The sequence below is a fragment of the Spartinivicinus marinus genome (assembly GCF_026309355.1).
GTDB lineage: Bacteria > Pseudomonadota > Gammaproteobacteria > Pseudomonadales > Zooshikellaceae > Spartinivicinus > Spartinivicinus marinus.
Window position 1 is genome coordinate 5,176,539 of the sequence record NZ_JAPJZK010000001.1, and the last position, 17,495, is coordinate 5,194,033.

14 protein-coding genes are annotated in these 17,495 nt (G+C 41.5%); 8 read left to right on the top strand and 6 right to left on the bottom strand.

The window, feature by feature from the left end; all coding sequences use genetic code 11:
- Positions 1–316 precede the first annotated feature (316 nt).
- Positions 317–1,372: a L,D-transpeptidase family protein gene (locus tag OQE68_RS23260; protein WP_180569754.1), complete on the top strand. Its 1,056-nt coding sequence runs from the start codon at positions 317–319 to the stop codon at positions 1,370–1,372.
- Between the two features lie 315 nt (positions 1,373–1,687).
- Here the strand turns inward: OQE68_RS23260 and OQE68_RS23265 are convergent, their stop codons facing one another.
- From OQE68_RS23265 to OQE68_RS23280, 4 genes are all read right to left on the bottom strand, one after another.
- Entirely contained in the window at positions 1,688–1,906 is a 219-nt protein-coding gene (locus tag OQE68_RS23265; RefSeq protein ID WP_180569755.1) for a hypothetical protein, read from the bottom strand.
- A 431-nt stretch (positions 1,907–2,337) separates the two neighbouring features.
- A complete protein-coding gene (locus tag OQE68_RS23270) occupies positions 2,338–2,937 on the bottom strand; it encodes a hypothetical protein (protein ID WP_180569756.1) in 600 nt (199 codons plus the stop codon).
- A gap of 120 nt (positions 2,938–3,057) precedes the next feature.
- Complete coding sequence (locus tag OQE68_RS23275) at positions 3,058–3,855, bottom strand: NRDE family protein (protein WP_180569757.1); 798 nt, start codon at positions 3,853–3,855, stop codon at positions 3,058–3,060.
- Positions 3,856–3,860: 5 nt separating this feature from the next.
- Entirely contained in the window at positions 3,861–4,373 is a 513-nt protein-coding gene (locus tag OQE68_RS23280) for a DinB family protein (RefSeq protein WP_180569758.1), read from the bottom strand.
- A 668-nt stretch (positions 4,374–5,041) separates the two neighbouring features.
- Between OQE68_RS23280 and OQE68_RS23285 the strand changes: the two genes are divergently transcribed.
- From OQE68_RS23285 to OQE68_RS23315, 7 genes are all read left to right on the top strand, one after another.
- The gene (locus OQE68_RS23285; protein ID WP_180569759.1) at positions 5,042–5,614 is read left to right on the top strand and encodes a DedA family protein; all 573 of its coding nucleotides are present in this window, start codon (positions 5,042–5,044) and stop codon (positions 5,612–5,614) included.
- Positions 5,611–6,774, top strand: a complete 1,164-nt coding sequence (locus tag OQE68_RS23290; RefSeq protein ID WP_266195803.1) for a D-alanine--D-alanine ligase — start codon at positions 5,611–5,613, stop codon at positions 6,772–6,774. Before OQE68_RS23285 ends, OQE68_RS23290 begins: the two co-directional genes overlap by 4 nt.
- 160 nt (positions 6,775–6,934) lie before the next feature.
- Positions 6,935–7,375 carry a YHS domain-containing (seleno)protein gene (locus tag OQE68_RS23295; protein WP_180569760.1) on the top strand — a complete coding sequence of 147 codons (441 nt, stop codon included), beginning with the start codon at positions 6,935–6,937 and terminating at the stop codon, positions 7,373–7,375.
- A 235-nt stretch (positions 7,376–7,610) separates the two neighbouring features.
- Positions 7,611–8,051, top strand: a complete 441-nt coding sequence (locus OQE68_RS23300; RefSeq protein WP_180569761.1) for a hypothetical protein — start codon at positions 7,611–7,613, stop codon at positions 8,049–8,051.
- A 60-nt stretch (positions 8,052–8,111) separates the two neighbouring features.
- On the top strand, positions 8,112–9,899 hold the full coding sequence (locus OQE68_RS23305; RefSeq protein ID WP_180569762.1) for a bifunctional lysophospholipid acyltransferase family protein/GNAT family N-acetyltransferase: 1,788 nt from the start codon (positions 8,112–8,114) through the stop codon (positions 9,897–9,899).
- 207 nt (positions 9,900–10,106) lie between these two features.
- Positions 10,107–11,084 (top strand): ABC transporter substrate-binding protein, encoded by a 978-nt coding sequence (locus tag OQE68_RS23310; RefSeq protein WP_266195804.1) that lies wholly within the window; start codon positions 10,107–10,109, stop codon positions 11,082–11,084.
- Positions 11,074–14,325 (top strand): bifunctional diguanylate cyclase/phosphodiesterase, encoded by a 3,252-nt coding sequence (locus OQE68_RS23315; protein WP_180569764.1) that lies wholly within the window; start codon positions 11,074–11,076, stop codon positions 14,323–14,325. The genes OQE68_RS23310 and OQE68_RS23315 overlap by 11 nt, the downstream gene beginning before the upstream one ends.
- Before the next feature lie 32 nt (positions 14,326–14,357).
- Here OQE68_RS23315 and pntB read toward each other — a convergent pair whose 3' ends face one another.
- Positions 14,358–15,764, bottom strand: a complete 1,407-nt coding sequence (pntB, locus tag OQE68_RS23320; protein WP_180569765.1) for a Re/Si-specific NAD(P)(+) transhydrogenase subunit beta — start codon at positions 15,762–15,764, stop codon at positions 14,358–14,360.
- A gap of 16 nt (positions 15,765–15,780) precedes the next feature.
- Entirely contained in the window at positions 15,781–17,349 is a 1,569-nt protein-coding gene (locus OQE68_RS23325; RefSeq protein WP_180569766.1) for a Re/Si-specific NAD(P)(+) transhydrogenase subunit alpha, read from the bottom strand.
- Between the last annotated feature and the right edge of the window lie 146 nt (positions 17,350–17,495).

Genomic DNA, 17,495 nt, shown 5'->3' on the forward strand with positions numbered 1-17,495 from the left:
TGTAGCAAACACAAAAACAGCTTTTCTCGCATGTTTTTTTACTGGCATAATGTACCTATATTAAACAAGCTGTACAGTTAGTGAATAAGGGATAAAATAAGGGAAAACTGTTGCTTTATGTTGGTACATGGACTATGAGGCCTCCCTTTTGTAAAAATCGGAAGAATAACTACTTCTAAGGACTTTCCATAATCACTCAATTAAATATTTCATTATTTTTGATCTGTTTCATAAACTGAAGAATTATGCCCGGAAAAAAGACGTGGCATCAGTAAAATGCTTTCACTGATGTAACTAACCAGGGTGATTTTTCACAATGCAAAGCGTAAGCATTGTTTGTCAACAAGTGAAACATATTAATCGCTTGATCATACCAATCAGGGTCTGGATTGGTCGGTTAAAAAGCATTGGGCGCTTCAAAGCCTGGCGGCGAGCTATGACTGCCTGGTGGTTGATACTATTGCCCCAGCTCGGTGCCTGCCTGACTTTTCCTTTACCTGAAAATGGTGATGACGTTGTAGGTGATCAGCGAATTATTAGAACGACTTATACTGATACATTTGCTGATTTAGCCTTAAAAGAAGGAGTGGGCTTTTTAGCATTAATAGCAGCTAATCCTAAAGTGGATGCTTGGGTTCCTGGCGATGGAACGGAAGTCGTGTTACCAACACAAATGATTTTGCCGCCAGGCCCACGTAAAGGAATAGTCATTAACCTGGCAGAACTCCGGCTTTACTATTATCCGCCGAATGATCCAGTCGTGATGGTTTACCCTATTGGAATTGGGCGTAAGGGTTGGGAAACACCACTAGGTAAAACGAGGATTACCCAGAAAAAACCTAACCCCTCCTGGCGACCTCCTGAGTCAATTCGTCAAGAGCGGGCAATGAAAGGAGAGTTTTTGCCTGATGTCATTCCACCAGGCCCGAATAACCCTTTAGGCAAATTTGCTTTGCGATTGGGATTTCGTGGTAGTTATTTAATCCATGGGACCAACTTGGATTTTGGTGTGGGGATGCGGGTAAGCCATGGCTGTATCCGACTGTTTCCTGATGATATTGAAGAGTTATTTTACTGGGTCGACCGAGGTGCGCCTGTTAGGGTGATGCATGAGCCTTATAAAATTGGCAAGCTAAATGGTGAATTTTATGTGGAAGCCCACGAGCCTCTGTCTGAAAAAAAACAGCATCATCAAGCAGCACCCTATCGCGCCTTGGAAAGCTGGTTTGAAGTGATTGATGAGCAAAAGGCAACGGTTGATCAGCGAAAGATTTTAGATGTTCTCACTGAGCAACAAGGTATGCCAGTGAAAGTATCTGCTGACTTAAAGACATCTGCTACAAAAGTAAACCACGTACCACCTCTTCCTTAAAGACTTTCCTGGGTACTCTAAAGCACCTCATCGTAGGTGCTCTTATCTTTTCTCTTTCTTGTGTGCCTCTATTAATAATCTATGAGGGGTACAGCCTTTCATTTTTTATTGGCTCTCTTGAACATTTTCCTGAACGTATTATTACGGTTGAGCTGAAATAGGCTTGGGCAAGTTTTAGCTAGATGAGAATGTTGCTTGCTGGTGTAAGCAGGAGAAATTCTGCCTATAAGGCTGTCAGATGATAATGGCGTGGTTTCTGGAAGGGTTTTAAGGCTACCTACTGGTAGCCTTAAAAGTATCACTAACGGGTGCTGATTACTTGCTGTAGTGAGAACGATTCATACGATCTAATTTCTCTAAAATCTGATCAGCTTTAGCGTCAGCACTGTTTGCAGTTGCCTCAACACGACCTAAGCGATCTTTCACGTCAGCAAGATCAGCTTCGATAGCATCAACACGACTGCTAGAAGCACAACCAGTCATAATGGCCATTGTTGTGACAACTAGAGCTGCCTTTAACATTTTAGTGTGCATTTTATGCCCCTTATTCTCGTTGAGTTAAGGTAAATGGATACGATCAAATCCTTGGGTATTAATGACTGGTGCCTAAGCACCGACCATGCCTGACGCCCCCGTTAGGCATACAGCTTTTGACCACAAGGTTAAAAGCCACTCAACAACTCAGTATGGACGACAATTAGCATTGCGCAAATTCCAACTAAGCGCCAAGCTCAAGCTTAGGATTTGAGAAGCGCTAGGATAATTAATTTGCCCCGTTTGAAAAGCCAAGCTTTAGGCATTTTTGAAAAAAAATGATGATGAAACACTGTTTTAAATATCGATCAGTAGAATATCTGAGGTCGAATTTTGACCAAATTTATTTGGGCGTAGTTATTTTTTATTATGCTGAGTAAGCATTCTATAATTTCCTAGAAAATGACAACGAGTGTAGTCATTTTCTAATACTAATGTTGTGCTTTGTCAGCATGAATAATAAGACTGAATCGGTCTAAAATCGTATTAAATAAATCCCCTCTGTCTAGTGCTGAGAGTTCTTGCATACTGGCAATGTCTGCTCGATGCAGGTGTAGGTAGGGGGCTGTAGTTTTGAAGGCTTGCAAATCACCCTTCAGGATTATAGGAAGAAATGGTGCACCAGTATTTTCCATAAAGGTTTGATTAAGAAACTCAATACCTTTGGTAAGAGAAAAGTGTTTTAAACATTCATCTTTATGAATGGGTATGCCTAGGTAATATCCATTACGATGTAAGTACTTCCCTGAATACAAAATGATACCTGTATTTTTAATACTGTTCGGTGTAATGAATTGATAGGTATTGTCATAAGCACAAGGGGTTGGCTCAATGATGAGACGACCACCATCATCAACAGACTCAACATTAAAGTGACTGTAGAGTTTGTGGCTTGCTGGGCTGTAAATACAAAAGCTATGTGAGATTTGTAGGAAAAAATCACTGGCTAACTGGCTGTTAGCTAAGTGAGATAAATCCCACATAAGGTCTGGATTATAGGTCGACTCTTGTCGTAATTGTGCTGCCATCATAATTTAAATTTACACGTCAGAAAAATGCATTTCTAAAGTAACACTACTCTGACTAATTATAGTTCATAGTTTCAAATTATGATTACTTTCTCGTCATAAAATTGTAGTGTTTTGTATACCTTACGCATTGGGAATATCAGCAACCTGGCATTTTAGTTGAAATCGTTGCGGCTCATGGGGTTGGCAGGGAGAATCAGGGTAATAGTCAAACTCAGTTTGCTGCTGATTGATTTTGATATGGCTAAAACTAACGGTTTGGGCATCTTCTCGATGCATACAAATGGAATAGGCCGATGCGCTGGGTTGATGACTCCGGTGTAATTGTAATAAATCTCTAGTGGTTAATGGGGATGACTTACTTTGAATAGGAGTTGGGGTGCCTGAAGCATACCCTAGTGCTTTATAGCAAGCATGGCGGTTAGCTAAAACGGCTTGGGTGGCAACGGAAGACGAACTAAAAAAGGGTTGTTTAGGCTGCTGTTGCTGAAGGGTTTGGTTATCCCAGTCGAACTGATGAACTAGCAGTTGTTTTAGTTGCTTGTTACTGTGCCAGGTAGGAGTAAAAATAAATAAGCTAAAAGGGCGATATAAATTGTAATCAAGTTGCCTTAACCAGAGTTGTTGTGCTTGCCAATTAGTAAAGCTGGCTAATTGATGAACCAACAGGCCACGGCTTTGCTGTTCTGATGATATTTCCCCTATATCTGCCTGATAGAGGTTGAGTAGTGCGATAACTTGTCCATACTCCGTTGTTGCTAGCCAGCTACCCCCTCCTACAGGATCAATGGGCATTAAGCTAAGGGTGGGGGAGTGATTAACGAGCTGAGGGGGCAGTGCGGCAACACGACTTTTTTGTTCGTCTCGATTAAAAAAAACTTCGTAGTGGTCGTTATGAACTAGCCAACTTATTGTGCACATTGAATTTACAACTTTCGCAACGGCTGTTGCTGATATTCTAAAGTAGCAGGGGCTACACCAAAAGCCTCGTCAACAGGAATTTTTTTTAGCTTCAGAATAACGCTGATTAACGCGTAATGATGCACCGCGTGACTGGCACTGAATAAGAGCTCTCGTTGAAAACTGGTTGCGCAGCTGATCGGAGAGGGGTTATCAACAACCAAACTACGTAAAGTCATAGACTGATTTTCTAAATCCAATAAGCGATTGAGCCATTCTTGCAGGCAAACAATCTGTGTTAAGGCTGCAGCTGGATTAGATTCAATCTCAGTACCTCGTTTGCGTTGATCATAATCCAGCACGCTGCCTGGCTCCCAGTGTTGTAAGTGAGCGTAGTGATCAAGTACATGACGAATATGCTGACCAATGGAGCTGTTTAAGGGGGCTATTGGGGTTTGGTAGTCATCAATGGACAACTGTTGGATTAGGCTAAATGCCTGGTTTAATACGGCAAGACTACCTTGAATTGTTGCCTTCATAGCACTCCTTGAGACAGTTTAGTGTTGCTATACCCTTCGCGAATGACTTTTAGGGTTTGTTGTCGTCGCTCTTCACCCCAAGCATTTATAAAAAAACATAAACTCATGGTGCTTCATTGTTCGACGGTCGCCCCTAAAAGCCATTCGCTTTGGCTATAAAAAGTTATTGCTTCACATCTTGCTATTAACAAAATGTGTATTAAAAAATTAAAATAGTAGTGTTGTTGCTTCTCAAGGTTATTAATCAGAATAGTGTCTGGTTAATTTGATGATCAGCTTAGTATTGTCCGCCAACTTACCTACTGAGACCTAAAAATGAATCAAAATATTTCAACTCACTATGCATTTTATATAGGCTGCTAATGGTTCATGCGTAAAAAAGTAGTTACCTTATTTTGTGTGTGCATCACTCTAGTCTAGCTTTATTTAGCACTTCCAACGAGAACGTCAGCCAAGAAATGCTGTGGTTATAGCTAAAATTGCATATAATAACTCACTACTTTCATAACTCTGTGAAATAATTTGCATATTAGTTTGGTCTGTATAACTAGTGAGGCATTTGTAACCGCTGTGGGTAATTCACTTCTTATGCATTTGAGGTTACTACTCATAGACAGATTTAAAGTGAATATCTATTGTTGGCACAGGCAATTTGAAGGTTTGTTTCCATGCTAGAAACACTATTAGCTATCTCTCAGCAGCCGCTAACACTTGCTATTTTGCTCGTGCTGATCAGTTATTTACTAGAAGATGTAGCAATTATTTTAGCGGCGTTGTTAGCACTGGATGGCTATCTTCCTATCAGTTGGGGAATGACGGCTGCATTTATTGGGATCTGGAGTGGTGACTTAGGCTTATATGGACTAGGGCGTTTAGCCCGTCGTTATCAATGGGCACAACGGTATGTTGCAAGCCGCCCGAGAGTGAAGCAGTTTGGCAGTTGGTTGGCTGATCAGCTATTAGTAAAAATTTTAATTTGTCGTTTATTGCCTGGATTACGTTTTCCTGGCTATGTGGCTTGTGGGTTGTATCAATTATCATTGGCAACCTTTTGTCTGGCAATTTCACTGGCTACCTTGGCATGGACGGTATTGATATTTGCTGGCTTTTATTTATTTGGTGAATTATTTGAAGGCTGGTTTGAGCACGCAAAGTGGGGGCTGATTCCAATCGCACTACTATTAATTTGGTGGTCGCGCCGGAAATCCCAACAAACGATGATTAAGGAGCTGGTTTCGTGACGAATGCGCCGGTTTATGAAAATGCCCTGATTGAACAGGCTGTGAACCCTACCTTTTCGAATCGACCTGTGCATCCTGGGATGCCTCCCTTAGATTTATCAGGCAAAGCGACATCATTTTTTGAGTTTTGGCCTACTCAGCTGGTTTATTTACCGGTAGTGGTACAATGGTTGTTATTAGCCGCTCGGTACCGTTCGGTGAATTTACCACTCATTGCCAATCCAAAAATTCCATTGGGTGGTATGGTAGGTGAGGCGAAAAGTGATGTATTTAAATTAGCTAAAGGGGAAGCGAAACCATTTATTGCGCCAGCTGTTTCTAGCATCATCGATAAAGAAATAGCCACGAGTGAGCAGGCAGCACAGATAGTTGACATGTTGGCTGATCAAGGAATGCCATTTCCATTAATTGCCAAACCGGATATTGGCTGTCGAGGCGTTGGAGTGAGAATTGTCAGGAACCAACAACAGTTAGCGGATTATATAGAGGGCTTTCCCAACCAAGCTAGCTTAATTTTACAAGAACTTGTGCCTTATGAAGCTGAAGCTGGCATATTTTATATCCGTTATCCAGGCGAAGAAAAAGGGCAGATTTTTTCTATTACCTTAAAATATGCACCTTATGTTTTTGGGAATGGCACGGATAATTTACGCACGCTAATTGAATCGGACCCGCGTGCGGGTAAAATTGCTCATCTTTATTTGACTCGACATCAACAGCATCTTGATAAAATATTACCTAAGGGGCAACCATTTCGTTTAGCATTTGCTGGAAGTCATAGTCGTGGCTCAATTTTTCGGGATGGTAAACAGTTAATTACCCCTGAGTTAACGACCAAACTGGATGAAATAACCAAGGATATTGATGAGTTTTATTATGGTCGGCTTGACGTACGCTTCAAAGATGCTGAGTTACTTAAGCAAGGCCGTGATTTTAAGATTGTGGAAATTAATGGTGCCAGTAGTGAGGCAACCCATATCTGGGACCGTAGCGCTAGCTTAAAGGATGTCTATAAAGCCCTTTTTTATCAGTATAAAACCCTGTTTAAAATAGGCGCGATTAATCGGCAACGAGGCTTTAAAACGCCAAGCCTGAAAGCTTTATGGCAAGCTTATAAAAAAGAAAAAATGCTGGTAGCTAATTATCCAGCAACTGAATAATTATTCTTTTCAGACATGAGCTATTTTTAGGTATAAAAATTACTAGGTATGTACTCACAGCGAAGGATAACTTAGGCGAGGCCATCGAGTGATGAGGCCCTAGGGGTATAAAAATCATTCGCGAAGTGTAGGTTTTATCAACGTAAAGAGAGGTAACGACATGAAACGATGGCTAGTAGTGCTTTTTAGCTTATGGATTAATTCTGCACTGGCAGGGGATGCTATTTACACTGGATTTTTTAGTAATAAAGCGGTAAGCGGCTATGATACAGTGGCTTATTTCACCCAAGGAAAACCAGTAAAAGGTAAAAGTCAGTATAAGTATACCTATCAAGGTGCAGATTGGTTTTTTGCTAGTCAGGAACATCTTGATTTATTTAAACAAAGCCCAGAAAAATATGCTCCCCAATATGGTGGATTTTGTGCGTGGGCAGTAGCAGCAAAAAATTCACGAGCTTCTGCTGATCCTAAAAACTGGAAAATTGTAGATGGTAAGCTGTATCTGAACTACGATGATGATGTACAACAGAAGTGGCTGAAAGATATCCCAGGTTTTGTTGTCAAAGGCGATAAAAACTGGCCTAAACTACTTGCAGAATAAAATTACCCTTCGAGCAGACATCAACAGGCTTGAGCTCGGATATTAAAGATCATTGATATTTGATGAACTATTCGAGCTAGCACCAAAATTTATTAATTCACACCATGGTTAAGTGATACCTTAACCATGGTTCACAAATAACAGAAAGTCACGAGTCTAATTAGCGGCACTCTCTCAAGCGAGAACTGTTTAGCCAATAACCTGTTAATACACCGAGAATCAGTTGGAATATTTTATGAAACGTCACTACATCAAATGGTTACTATGTGGATATATTGCTTTCATATTTGTGCAATCTTTATTTTTTAAATTCTCAGATGCCTATGAGACGCAACATATTTTTGGTGTGCTAGGTGAATGGTCAGGGTTTCAGTGGTTTGCAGATTTTGGTGCATATGGGGTGGGTATCGCAGAATTGATTGCTTCGATTATGTTATTTATCCCTGCCATCAGGCTGTTAGGTGCTGGGCTGGCAGCGGGAGTGATGTCTGGCGCGATCTTTTTTCACCTGTTTACACCGTTAGGTATATATATGCCAGAGTTTAATGCCCAGGGAGACGTGATTGGTAATGATGGTGGATTACTGTTTATTAATGCATGTATCGTATTTACTTGCGCCATTATCGTTGCGATCTGGGAATGGATTGAAGGCAATCATCTGTTTGCCAAGCATTGATAACTGTTGTATGGATAGTGACCTGCTGGTTAGCAAGTTGCTCTCCAGGGAGGAGAAATCATGACGCAGCAAGTGACACCTTTTCAGCTGCCTAAGCTGACTCGGTTAGGAATTGTGGAAGGTGTATTAGAGCGCCTGTCTGGACTACGTTATTTAGATACGCTTTATCAGCGCCGCCATCAGCAACTGCACTCTGCTGACCCTGTTGCATTTGCAGGTTATACCCTTGATGCACTGGGGGTAGACTACAGTGTAGTGGAAGGACAAATTGAAAGTATTCCCTGTGAAGGTGCTGGCATTGTAGTCGCTAACCATCCGTTTGGTGCGATTGAAGGGGTGATTTTAGCGCATTTACTGCTGCGTTATCGGCCTGATGTAAAGATTATGGCTAACCACTGGTTGCAACAAATCCCAGAGTTAGCAGAGGCTTTTATTGGTGTGGATGTGTTTGCCACTGCTGATAGCCAACGGCGTAACCGTAAAGGATTAAAAGCGGCTTTGGACTGGGTGCGCCAGGGCGGCTTGTTGATGATCTTTCCCGCAGGTGAAGTGTCTACGTTTAACGTCAGAGAGCGGCAAGTAGTTGATCGGCCATGGAACCGATTAGTGGCGACTATTATGCGGCGCACTCAAGCACCGGTGACCCCAATTTATATTTCAGGTAAAAACAGTTGGCTGTTTCATGCCGCAGGAATGATAAATGCTAATTTACGAACGGGCTTGTTAGTTCGTGAAATGATTAATAAGAAAAACCGCACCATTGAATTACATATTGGCCAGCAAATTCCCTTTAAAGAGGTTACTGCACTGGACTCTGACCAAGCGCTTACTGAGTATTTGCGAATGAATACCTATTTGTTGGCGCATACACATGCTCGTGCTAGCCAAATAGATAAACAACCTGCTCATAGCCCTCAGCCTATTGCTCAACCCCAAGCTAGAGCAGCTTTAGCACAGAATGTGGCGGCACTGCCTGATAGCTGCCTGCTGATAGATAATGGAGAGTTTACAGTCTATTGTGCTTCAGCCGATCAGCTACCAACAGTTTTACCAGAAATTGGCCGGTTACGAGAGCTAACCTTTCGAGCGGTTGGTGAAGGAACTGGAGAGTCAGCCGATCTCGATGAGTATGATCAATACTACTTGCATTTGTTTATTTGGTATCCAGAGCAGCAGGCAATCGTTGGCGCTTATCGATTAGGCCGGTTAGATCAACTGAGAGAAAAACAAGGTTTGGCAGGCCTTTATACCCGCAGTTTATTCAAGTATGACCAACGGTTTTTGGATAAGCTAGGTCAAGCTCTGGAAGTTGGGCGATCTTTTGTTTGTGCTGAATACCAAAAAAGTTTGGCTCCCTTGTTTTTATTATGGAAAGGTATCGCCACCTATGTAGCACATAATCCTCAATATAAAACCTTGTTTGGCCCGGTCAGTATCAGCAGTGATTACCAAGAATTTTCACGTCATTTAATGGCTCGCTGTCTTTCTGCATTCCATAAACATGAAGTGATGGCAGGATTTGTTAAACCGACCAATCCTTTACCCAAGTATAAGTCAAACTGCTGGCAACCAGCTTTACTAAAAGGGCTGGCAGATATTCAGCAATTATCTAAGTTGATTAATCGCATTGAGGGAGATAAAGGCATTCCTGTTTTACTCAGACAATACCTGAAATTGAATGGCCAACTGGTTTGTTTTAATGTGGATAAAGATTTTAATGACGCGCTGGATGGCTTGATTATTGTCGATTTACTGGCAGTACCTGAAAAAACCTTACAACGATACATGGGCAAAACAGGAATCCGCCAGTTTTATGATTATCATCAGCGTTTACCCCAAGTCAGCTAATATCGAAATTTAGTGTATGATTATGCTAACAGGGTCTGTTGACAGGCTCTGTGCTGATCTCTTCCAACCCCATTACTTATTTCACTCCAGAACTTTCCTCATACACCGCTAGCTGCGACTGCTACAATTAGTGGAATCTGTCAGACAGTAAAATAGATTGAGTGACTATCGATTAAATTGCTATAAATTAAGTTACCTATGCATAGCATGTGCCGCATTACAGCAGTAATTGTTCGGTGGCTGTGGCTACTGCTACCCTTATTTTTATTGTTAGCCTGCAAACCACCTCAGACTCACCTTCGAGTAGGTACGACGGTGGATATTGGTAATGAGACATTATTTCTTGCGCGAGAACTGGGGTATTTTGATCAAGCGCCTATTCATTTAGTTGAGTTAACTTCACGAAGCCAGGTAATGAACGCATTGCGTTCTGAAACCATTGAAGCGGCCATTCTTTATTTAGACGAAGTGATTAAACTGCTGCAATCGGAGCTAGCCGTAAAAGTGGTATTAGTACTATCCGTTTCTCATGGGGCAAATGCCTTAGTCACTCGACCTTCTATTAAGCAAATAGCTGACTTAAAAGGGCGGCGGATTGGTTCCAGCCAAAGTGCTGAAAGTATCTGGCTGCTTGAGCAAGCCTTAGTGAAAGCGGGTATTGATTTTAAAGAAATCAGTTTAATCCCCATTAACCAGAATGAACATATTAATGCTTATAACCGCCATTTAGTGGATGGAGTGGTAACCTTTGAGCCGTTACTTTCTCGATTAGAGCGACTTGGAGCAACGGTGCAGTTTGATAGTTCGCAAATGGCAAATAAGATTATGCAAGTATTGGTGGTTCGGGAAAATGTGATTGACCGATACCAGCAGTCTATTGAGCACTTATTAGCAGGCTATTTTAAAGCGGTGGAGTATCTTACTTATAATCAACGGCATGCTATTAATTTAATTGCCCCTCGAATGACGATTTCCACTGGTACAATTGAGCAGCTCTATAAAAAAACCAAAATAATGGGCTTGGAAGACAACCAGCGTTTACTGATTGGTGAGCCGCCCATTGTCAGACTTACCGTAGAGTCATTACAAAGGGTTATGTTAAGCCATGGGTTAAGCCAAAGAATCTTGCTGATTGATCAAATTATTGATAGTCGATGGCTAGGAGCCACAGACGATGTTCACTAGTGCCCAGTTATTATCATTACGTTTGGTCATTCCTCTATTTGTGATGGTTTTATTCGGCATTTTAATAACCGGTATTTTATTGTGGAATGCTCGTGATGCACTGGATCAGAAAGAAGCAGAAGTTTTAGGTCAGGTTAAGCGAGAAATTACCTTACTGCAGCAAAAAATGTCAGAAGCATTTGTTGATGGTGACTGGCGGGAAGCAGAAGAGTTTTTAGTTTATTTTGGTATTTACCCTGAATTTAATAGTTTAGCGCTGATAACACCCAGCAAAGAAATTTTGTATGCCACACGTTTTGCTTGGAAAGATCAATTGGTGATGTCGGTATTACCTAACTTTGATATTAGTCAGTTCGCAATGGTGCAACTGCAATATAAACCAGTTTATGTGAAAAATGAAAAAAAACGTTTATTGCAAGGGTATGTACCAGTTGAGTTGGGGTTGCGGGACCATGAATTGCGTTCCAACCATTTAGCCGTTCTGTATGTAGAGTATGATTTAAACCAGCTCCATCAAGAAGTTTGGTATAACTTTTGGACGCATGCTGTCGTATTATTGTTGGCTGGCCTACTGACGGCACTGGCATTGTTATGGGGGTTGTCTTATTGGGTTATTCATCCAATCAGAGTGTTAGTTGAAGCGGCAAAGCGAGTGGGTAAAGGTAACTATGATGTTCATGTACAATTAAATGAAAGCCGAGAGTTTAATAAACTGGGGCGCACCTTAAATTTATTAGCCCATGAAGTGCGTCGGAACATGACAGAATTGGCAGAGCGAAAAGTTCGATTTGATGATTTTTTACAATCGGGGCTGATCGGGATGGCAATTATTAAACCCAATATGCACTGGCAAGAATTTAATAATCGCTTATGTGAAATTCTTCATTATCAACCCGAGCAAATGATGGAGCAAGATTGGTTTGAGTTAACCCATCCAGATGACCGAGAAACAGAGCGTCAATTATTACGCAAGGTATTAGCAGGAGAGTGGGAAAGTTATACTTTAGACAAGCGCATGTGCTGTAGTGGTGATGAGGTGGTTTATGTCTCAGTGAATACTAAATGTGTCAGGACATTATCGGGTAAACCAGATTATTTCGTGGTATTTGCGCAAGATATCACTGAGCGAAAAAATTCTGAAATTGCATTAATGGAAGAACAGGCATTATTTAATACAATTTTAGATAATATTGTAGATGGCATAGCGGTATGCAACCGAGAAGGCATTTTAACATTATTTAATAAAAGCTTGCAGAATAACTATGGGTTGTCTTTTAAACGGCTGCCGCCAGAAAAATGGTTAGAGCATTACCCAGTGTATCAGGCTGATGGCAAAACGCCTATGGAATTAAGTCAGTTGCCGTTATTTCGCGCTTTGCATGGTGAACAGGTCAATGATTTAGAAATGGTTTTTGCTGGGAATAGTCAGCAACCCATTGTGGTATTGGCCAGTAGTAATCCACTCATTAATGCCGCAGGAAAAAAATTAGGGGCTGTTGCCTCTTATCATAATATTACCCAGCGGGTTCATGCTGAATCTGAAATGCGGTTGGCTGCTATTGCGTTTGAAACGCATGAAGCAATTATGATTACTGATCATCAACATAAAATTTTGCGGGTTAACAATGCATTTACTGAAATTACTGGCTATGACAGTGAAGAGGTGACTGGCTGTAGCCCAAACATATTATCATCTGGCCAACATGATGATCAGTTTTTTCAAACCATTGATAAATCTCTGGCAGAGCAAGGCTATTGGGAGGGAGAAATTTGGAATCGACGAAAAAATAGAGAAATATATCCGCAGTGGGAAACGATAACAGCAGTAAAAAATAAATATGATCAAATAACCCATTATGTGTCGACATTTGAAGATTTAACAGAGCGATTGAAATCTGAAGCGGAGATTCAGCGCCTGGCATTTTTTGATAGTTTAACGGGATTGCCTAATCGTCGGTATTTGAACGAACAGTTACAAAGCGAGTGTTTAAAATCCTTAAGTACACGTTTAGTGGGCGCTTTACTAATAGTTGATTTAGACCACTTTAAAACGATTAATGATTCCCGTGGTCACCAGATTGGTGATGAGTTACTCAAACAAGTGGCAGAACGTTTAACTTTGGTCATGGAAGAAGATCATACCCTTGCGAGACAAGGAGGGGATGAATTTGTCATTTTATTGGAAGGCTTTTCAACCGATAGTGATTATGCGGTTCAACAGGTAACAGAATTAGCGATTGGTTTACTGGAACAGTTGCATAATCCTTTTATTATTGAAGGTGAAAACTTTCATATTACAGGCAGCATTGGTATAGCCACCTATCCATTTACTGCAGATAATCCTATTGATTTAATGAAGCGAGCTGATGCAGCGTTGCACCGTGCTAAAGAGGCTGGTCGTAACACCATCCAATTTTTCTCAGATGATATGCAACAAGAAGCAGATAAACGCTTACAGTTGCATAATGAATTGCGCCAAGCAATTAAAACGGAGCAGTTAATTTTATACTTTCAACCTCAAGTGTCGGTTGATAATGGGCATGTGGTGGGAGCAGAGGTATTAGTCAGATGGCTACACCCGGAGCGAGGGATTGTCTCACCCGTTGATTTTATTCCTTATGCTGAAGAAACAGGACTTATTTACCCACTAGGTATGTGGGTGATTCGACAAATGTGCCAGTTAGTCCATTTTTGGCAAGCCGAGTCTACGGGATGTTCTGTAGAACACTTTTCGGTTAATATTAGCCCTTATCAATTTTATCACCCTGACTTTATTCCAGAGGTAATCAATATCCTTGAGTTAACCCAGGTGCCAGGTAATTGTTTAATGTTTGAAATAACAGAAGGTTTGGTATTGGATAATTTGCAAGACACCGTGCAGAAAATGGAAAAACTTAGGGAGTTAGGGATTCGTTTTTCAATCGATGATTTTGGCACGGGGTATTCTTCGTTAAGTTATTTGCGTAAGCTGCCTTTGGACGAGTTAAAGGTAGATAAGTCATTTATCGACCAGGTATTGCATGACAATAGTAATCAAGTGATTGTGGAGACGATTATTTCTATGGCTCGACATTTACAACTAAAAATTGTGGCAGAAGGGGTTGAGACGTCAGGGCAGCTCGCTTTTTTAAAGGAGCATCAGTGTGATCTATACCAGGGCTATTATTTTTCACCGCCTTTACCTTATGCAGAATTTCGGCAGCGCTGTGCTAAAGAGATTAAGCCGATCGACCAAGAGTAAGCTCACTATAGTGAGCTTACTCTTGGTATCAATTAAACTCCTGTTGCTAAATCCCTTAATACGGCCTGTACACTATCTTTAGCATCGCCAAATAGCATTCGGGCGTTGTCTTTGACAAACAGTGGGTTGGCTACCCCGGCATAACCAGAAGCCATTGAACGCTTTAAGACAACAACTTTTCTTGCCTTCCACACTTCTAATACTGGCATACCAGCGATGGGAGAGCTTGGTTTTTCAACGGCATCTGGGTTAACAGTATCATTAGCACCAATCACTAATACGACATCTGTTTCTGGAAAGTCGCTGTTAATTTCATTCATATCCAGAACAATATCATAAGGGACATCCGCTTCTGCCAGTAATACATTCATATGACCAGGTAGCCGACCTGCGACAGGATGAATCCCAAAGCGGACACTTTTACCTTGTTTACGAAGCTTTTCAGTCAGCTCACTAACAGCCATTTGGGCATGGGCAACGGCCATACCAAAGCCTGGTACAATAATGATATTTTTAGCTTCAGCTAGGTAATCTGCTACTTCGGCATGACTAATGGAAACTGGGTCACCTTGATCATTTTCAACACTGGCTACCATCGCCCCTTCATCAGTACCAAAACCACCTAAAATAACGCTAATAAAGGAGCGGTTCATACCACGACACATGATGTAACTCAAAATAGCACCCGATGAGCCAACCAGGGCACCGGTAACAATCAACAAATTGTTTGCCAGCATAAATCCTGTCGCCGCTGCCGCCCAGCCTGAATAACTATTTAACATTGAAATGACCACAGGCATATCAGCCCCACCAATGGCAGCTACCAGGTGAATTCCTAGCAGTAATGCAATGATGGTCATAATCAACAAATAGAAAGTGCTGGTACCGCTGTAACCGGCAGGCACAAACTCCATACCTAACCAAATGGTAATCAGCAATGCGCCTAAGTTCAGTAAATGGCGAAAGGGAAGCATTAAGGGTTTACCAGAAATCGTGCCCTGTAATTTACCAAAGGCGACAATTGAGCCGGTAAATGTAATTGCTCCAATAAAAATGCCTAAATAAAGTTCTATATTATGAATCACATGCGCAGCACCGCTAAATGTGGTTTTATCTGATACCAAATAGCCGGACCAGCCGATTAACACCGCTGCTAACCCCACAAAGCTGTGTAATAAAGCGACCATTTGCGGCATGGCAGTCATTTGTACTTTTTTTGCTAATACAAACCCTATTGAGGAACCAACTAACATGGCAAAGATAATCAGGCCATAGGATTCAACATAAGCACTCATGGCTGTTGCCAAAATAGCAACAGCCATACCAATCATGCCGTATATATTTCCGCGCTTGGCGGTTTCCTGAGCACTTAAACCACCTAGGCTTAAAATAAACATCACGGCCGCAAATAAATAGGCCATTGCAATCATTCCAGTCATTTTTATCGCCTCTTGATTATTTGCGGAACATTTTTAACATACGGTGGGTAACAAAAAAGCCACCTGCAATATTAATAGTGGCAATGAGTACAGCGACAAATGCTAGAAAAGTGACCACACCAGACCCTGAGCCAGTAATTTGTAATAACGCACCTATGACGATAATGCCTGAAATAGCATTAGTGACGCTCATTAATGGTGTGTGCAACGAGTGACTGACATTCCAGATAACTTGCCAGCCAATAAAAATAGATAAGATAAACACAGTAAAGTGGGTAACAAACTCTGGGGGGGCTGATTTGCCAATACCGAGTAAACATAAGCCAGCAACCAGCCAAAAGGCAATCAATTGTTTGGTGCTAGTTTTTTTGTCTTGATCTTTGTTAGTTGCTGGTTGAGGGGGAACCGCTGTTGATGGCTTTGCTTGTGGTTGAGCGGTTACTGGGGGTGGGGCTGTTGGCTGTATGGGGGGAGGGGGCCAGGTAATGTTACCTTCTTTAACGACAGTTGTTGCCCGAATGACTTCATCATCAAAGTTAATGTTAATGGTGCCATCTTTCTCAGGACTTAGTTCCGACAGTAGATGTACTAAGTTAGTGGCATATAAAGTTGATGATTGGGTAGGTGAAAGGCTGGGTAAATTGGTGTAGCCAATGATGGTAACACCGTGTTTGACAACTTTTTTTTCTGGCTCGGTTAATTCACAGTTGCCGCCTTGCTGAGAGGCTAAATCAACAATGACGGACCCCTCTTTCATGGTCTCTACCATATCCGCTAGCCATAGTTTAGGCGCTGGTTTACCAGGAATGAGAGCGGTAGTAATCACAATATCAACATCTTTTGCCTGTTCTCTAAACAAGGCCATTTCAGCATCAATAAAGGCTTGGGACATTTCTTTGGCATAGCCACCACCACCACTACCATCCTCTTCGATTTCAACCGTTAAAAACTCCCCGCCTAGAGACTCTACCTGTTCTTTAACAATAGGGCGCGTATCAAATGCTTTAACAATAGCGCCCATACTTTTTGCAGTGCCTACCGCTGCCAGCCCAGCAACACCAGCACCAATCACTAAAATTTTGGCTGGTGGAATTTTTCCTGCTGCAGTAATTTGCCCAGTAAAAAATCGACCAAAGTTATGAGCCGCTTCTATCACTGCACGATAACCGGCAATATTGGCCATTGAACTCAGCACATCAAGCTTTTGGGCTCTGGAGATTCTAGGCACACAGTCAATCGCAAGGGTATTAATTTGTTTATCAGCTAAGGTGGCTAGATAATCTTCGTTTTGTGCTGGAGAAATAAAACAAATAAGGGTTGTATTCGGCTTAATATGGTTTAACTCGTCAGTAGAGGGGGCTTCTACTTTTAGAATGATGTTGGCATTAGCTAATAGCTTGGCTCGATCACTCTCAAGAATAGCGCCTGCCGTTTCGTATTGGTTGTCAGGAAACTTAGCAGCAGCACCGGCATTATTTTCAATGGAAACACTAAAACCCATTTGAATAAGTTGTTGAACACTGGCGGGCGTAGCTGCCACCCTGGATTCCAGTGGGTTGGATTCCTTTGGTATGGCAATGTGCATGATGTTTTACTCCTTCCTAATGATGGACGACTGAAAATAGTTGCTGCACTTGTTATTTTTTGAGTAATACGACACTATTTTGACATACTTATCAGGCAAACAGGGTTACAAACGACTTACGTTTTTATAACGATAAGATGTCTTTT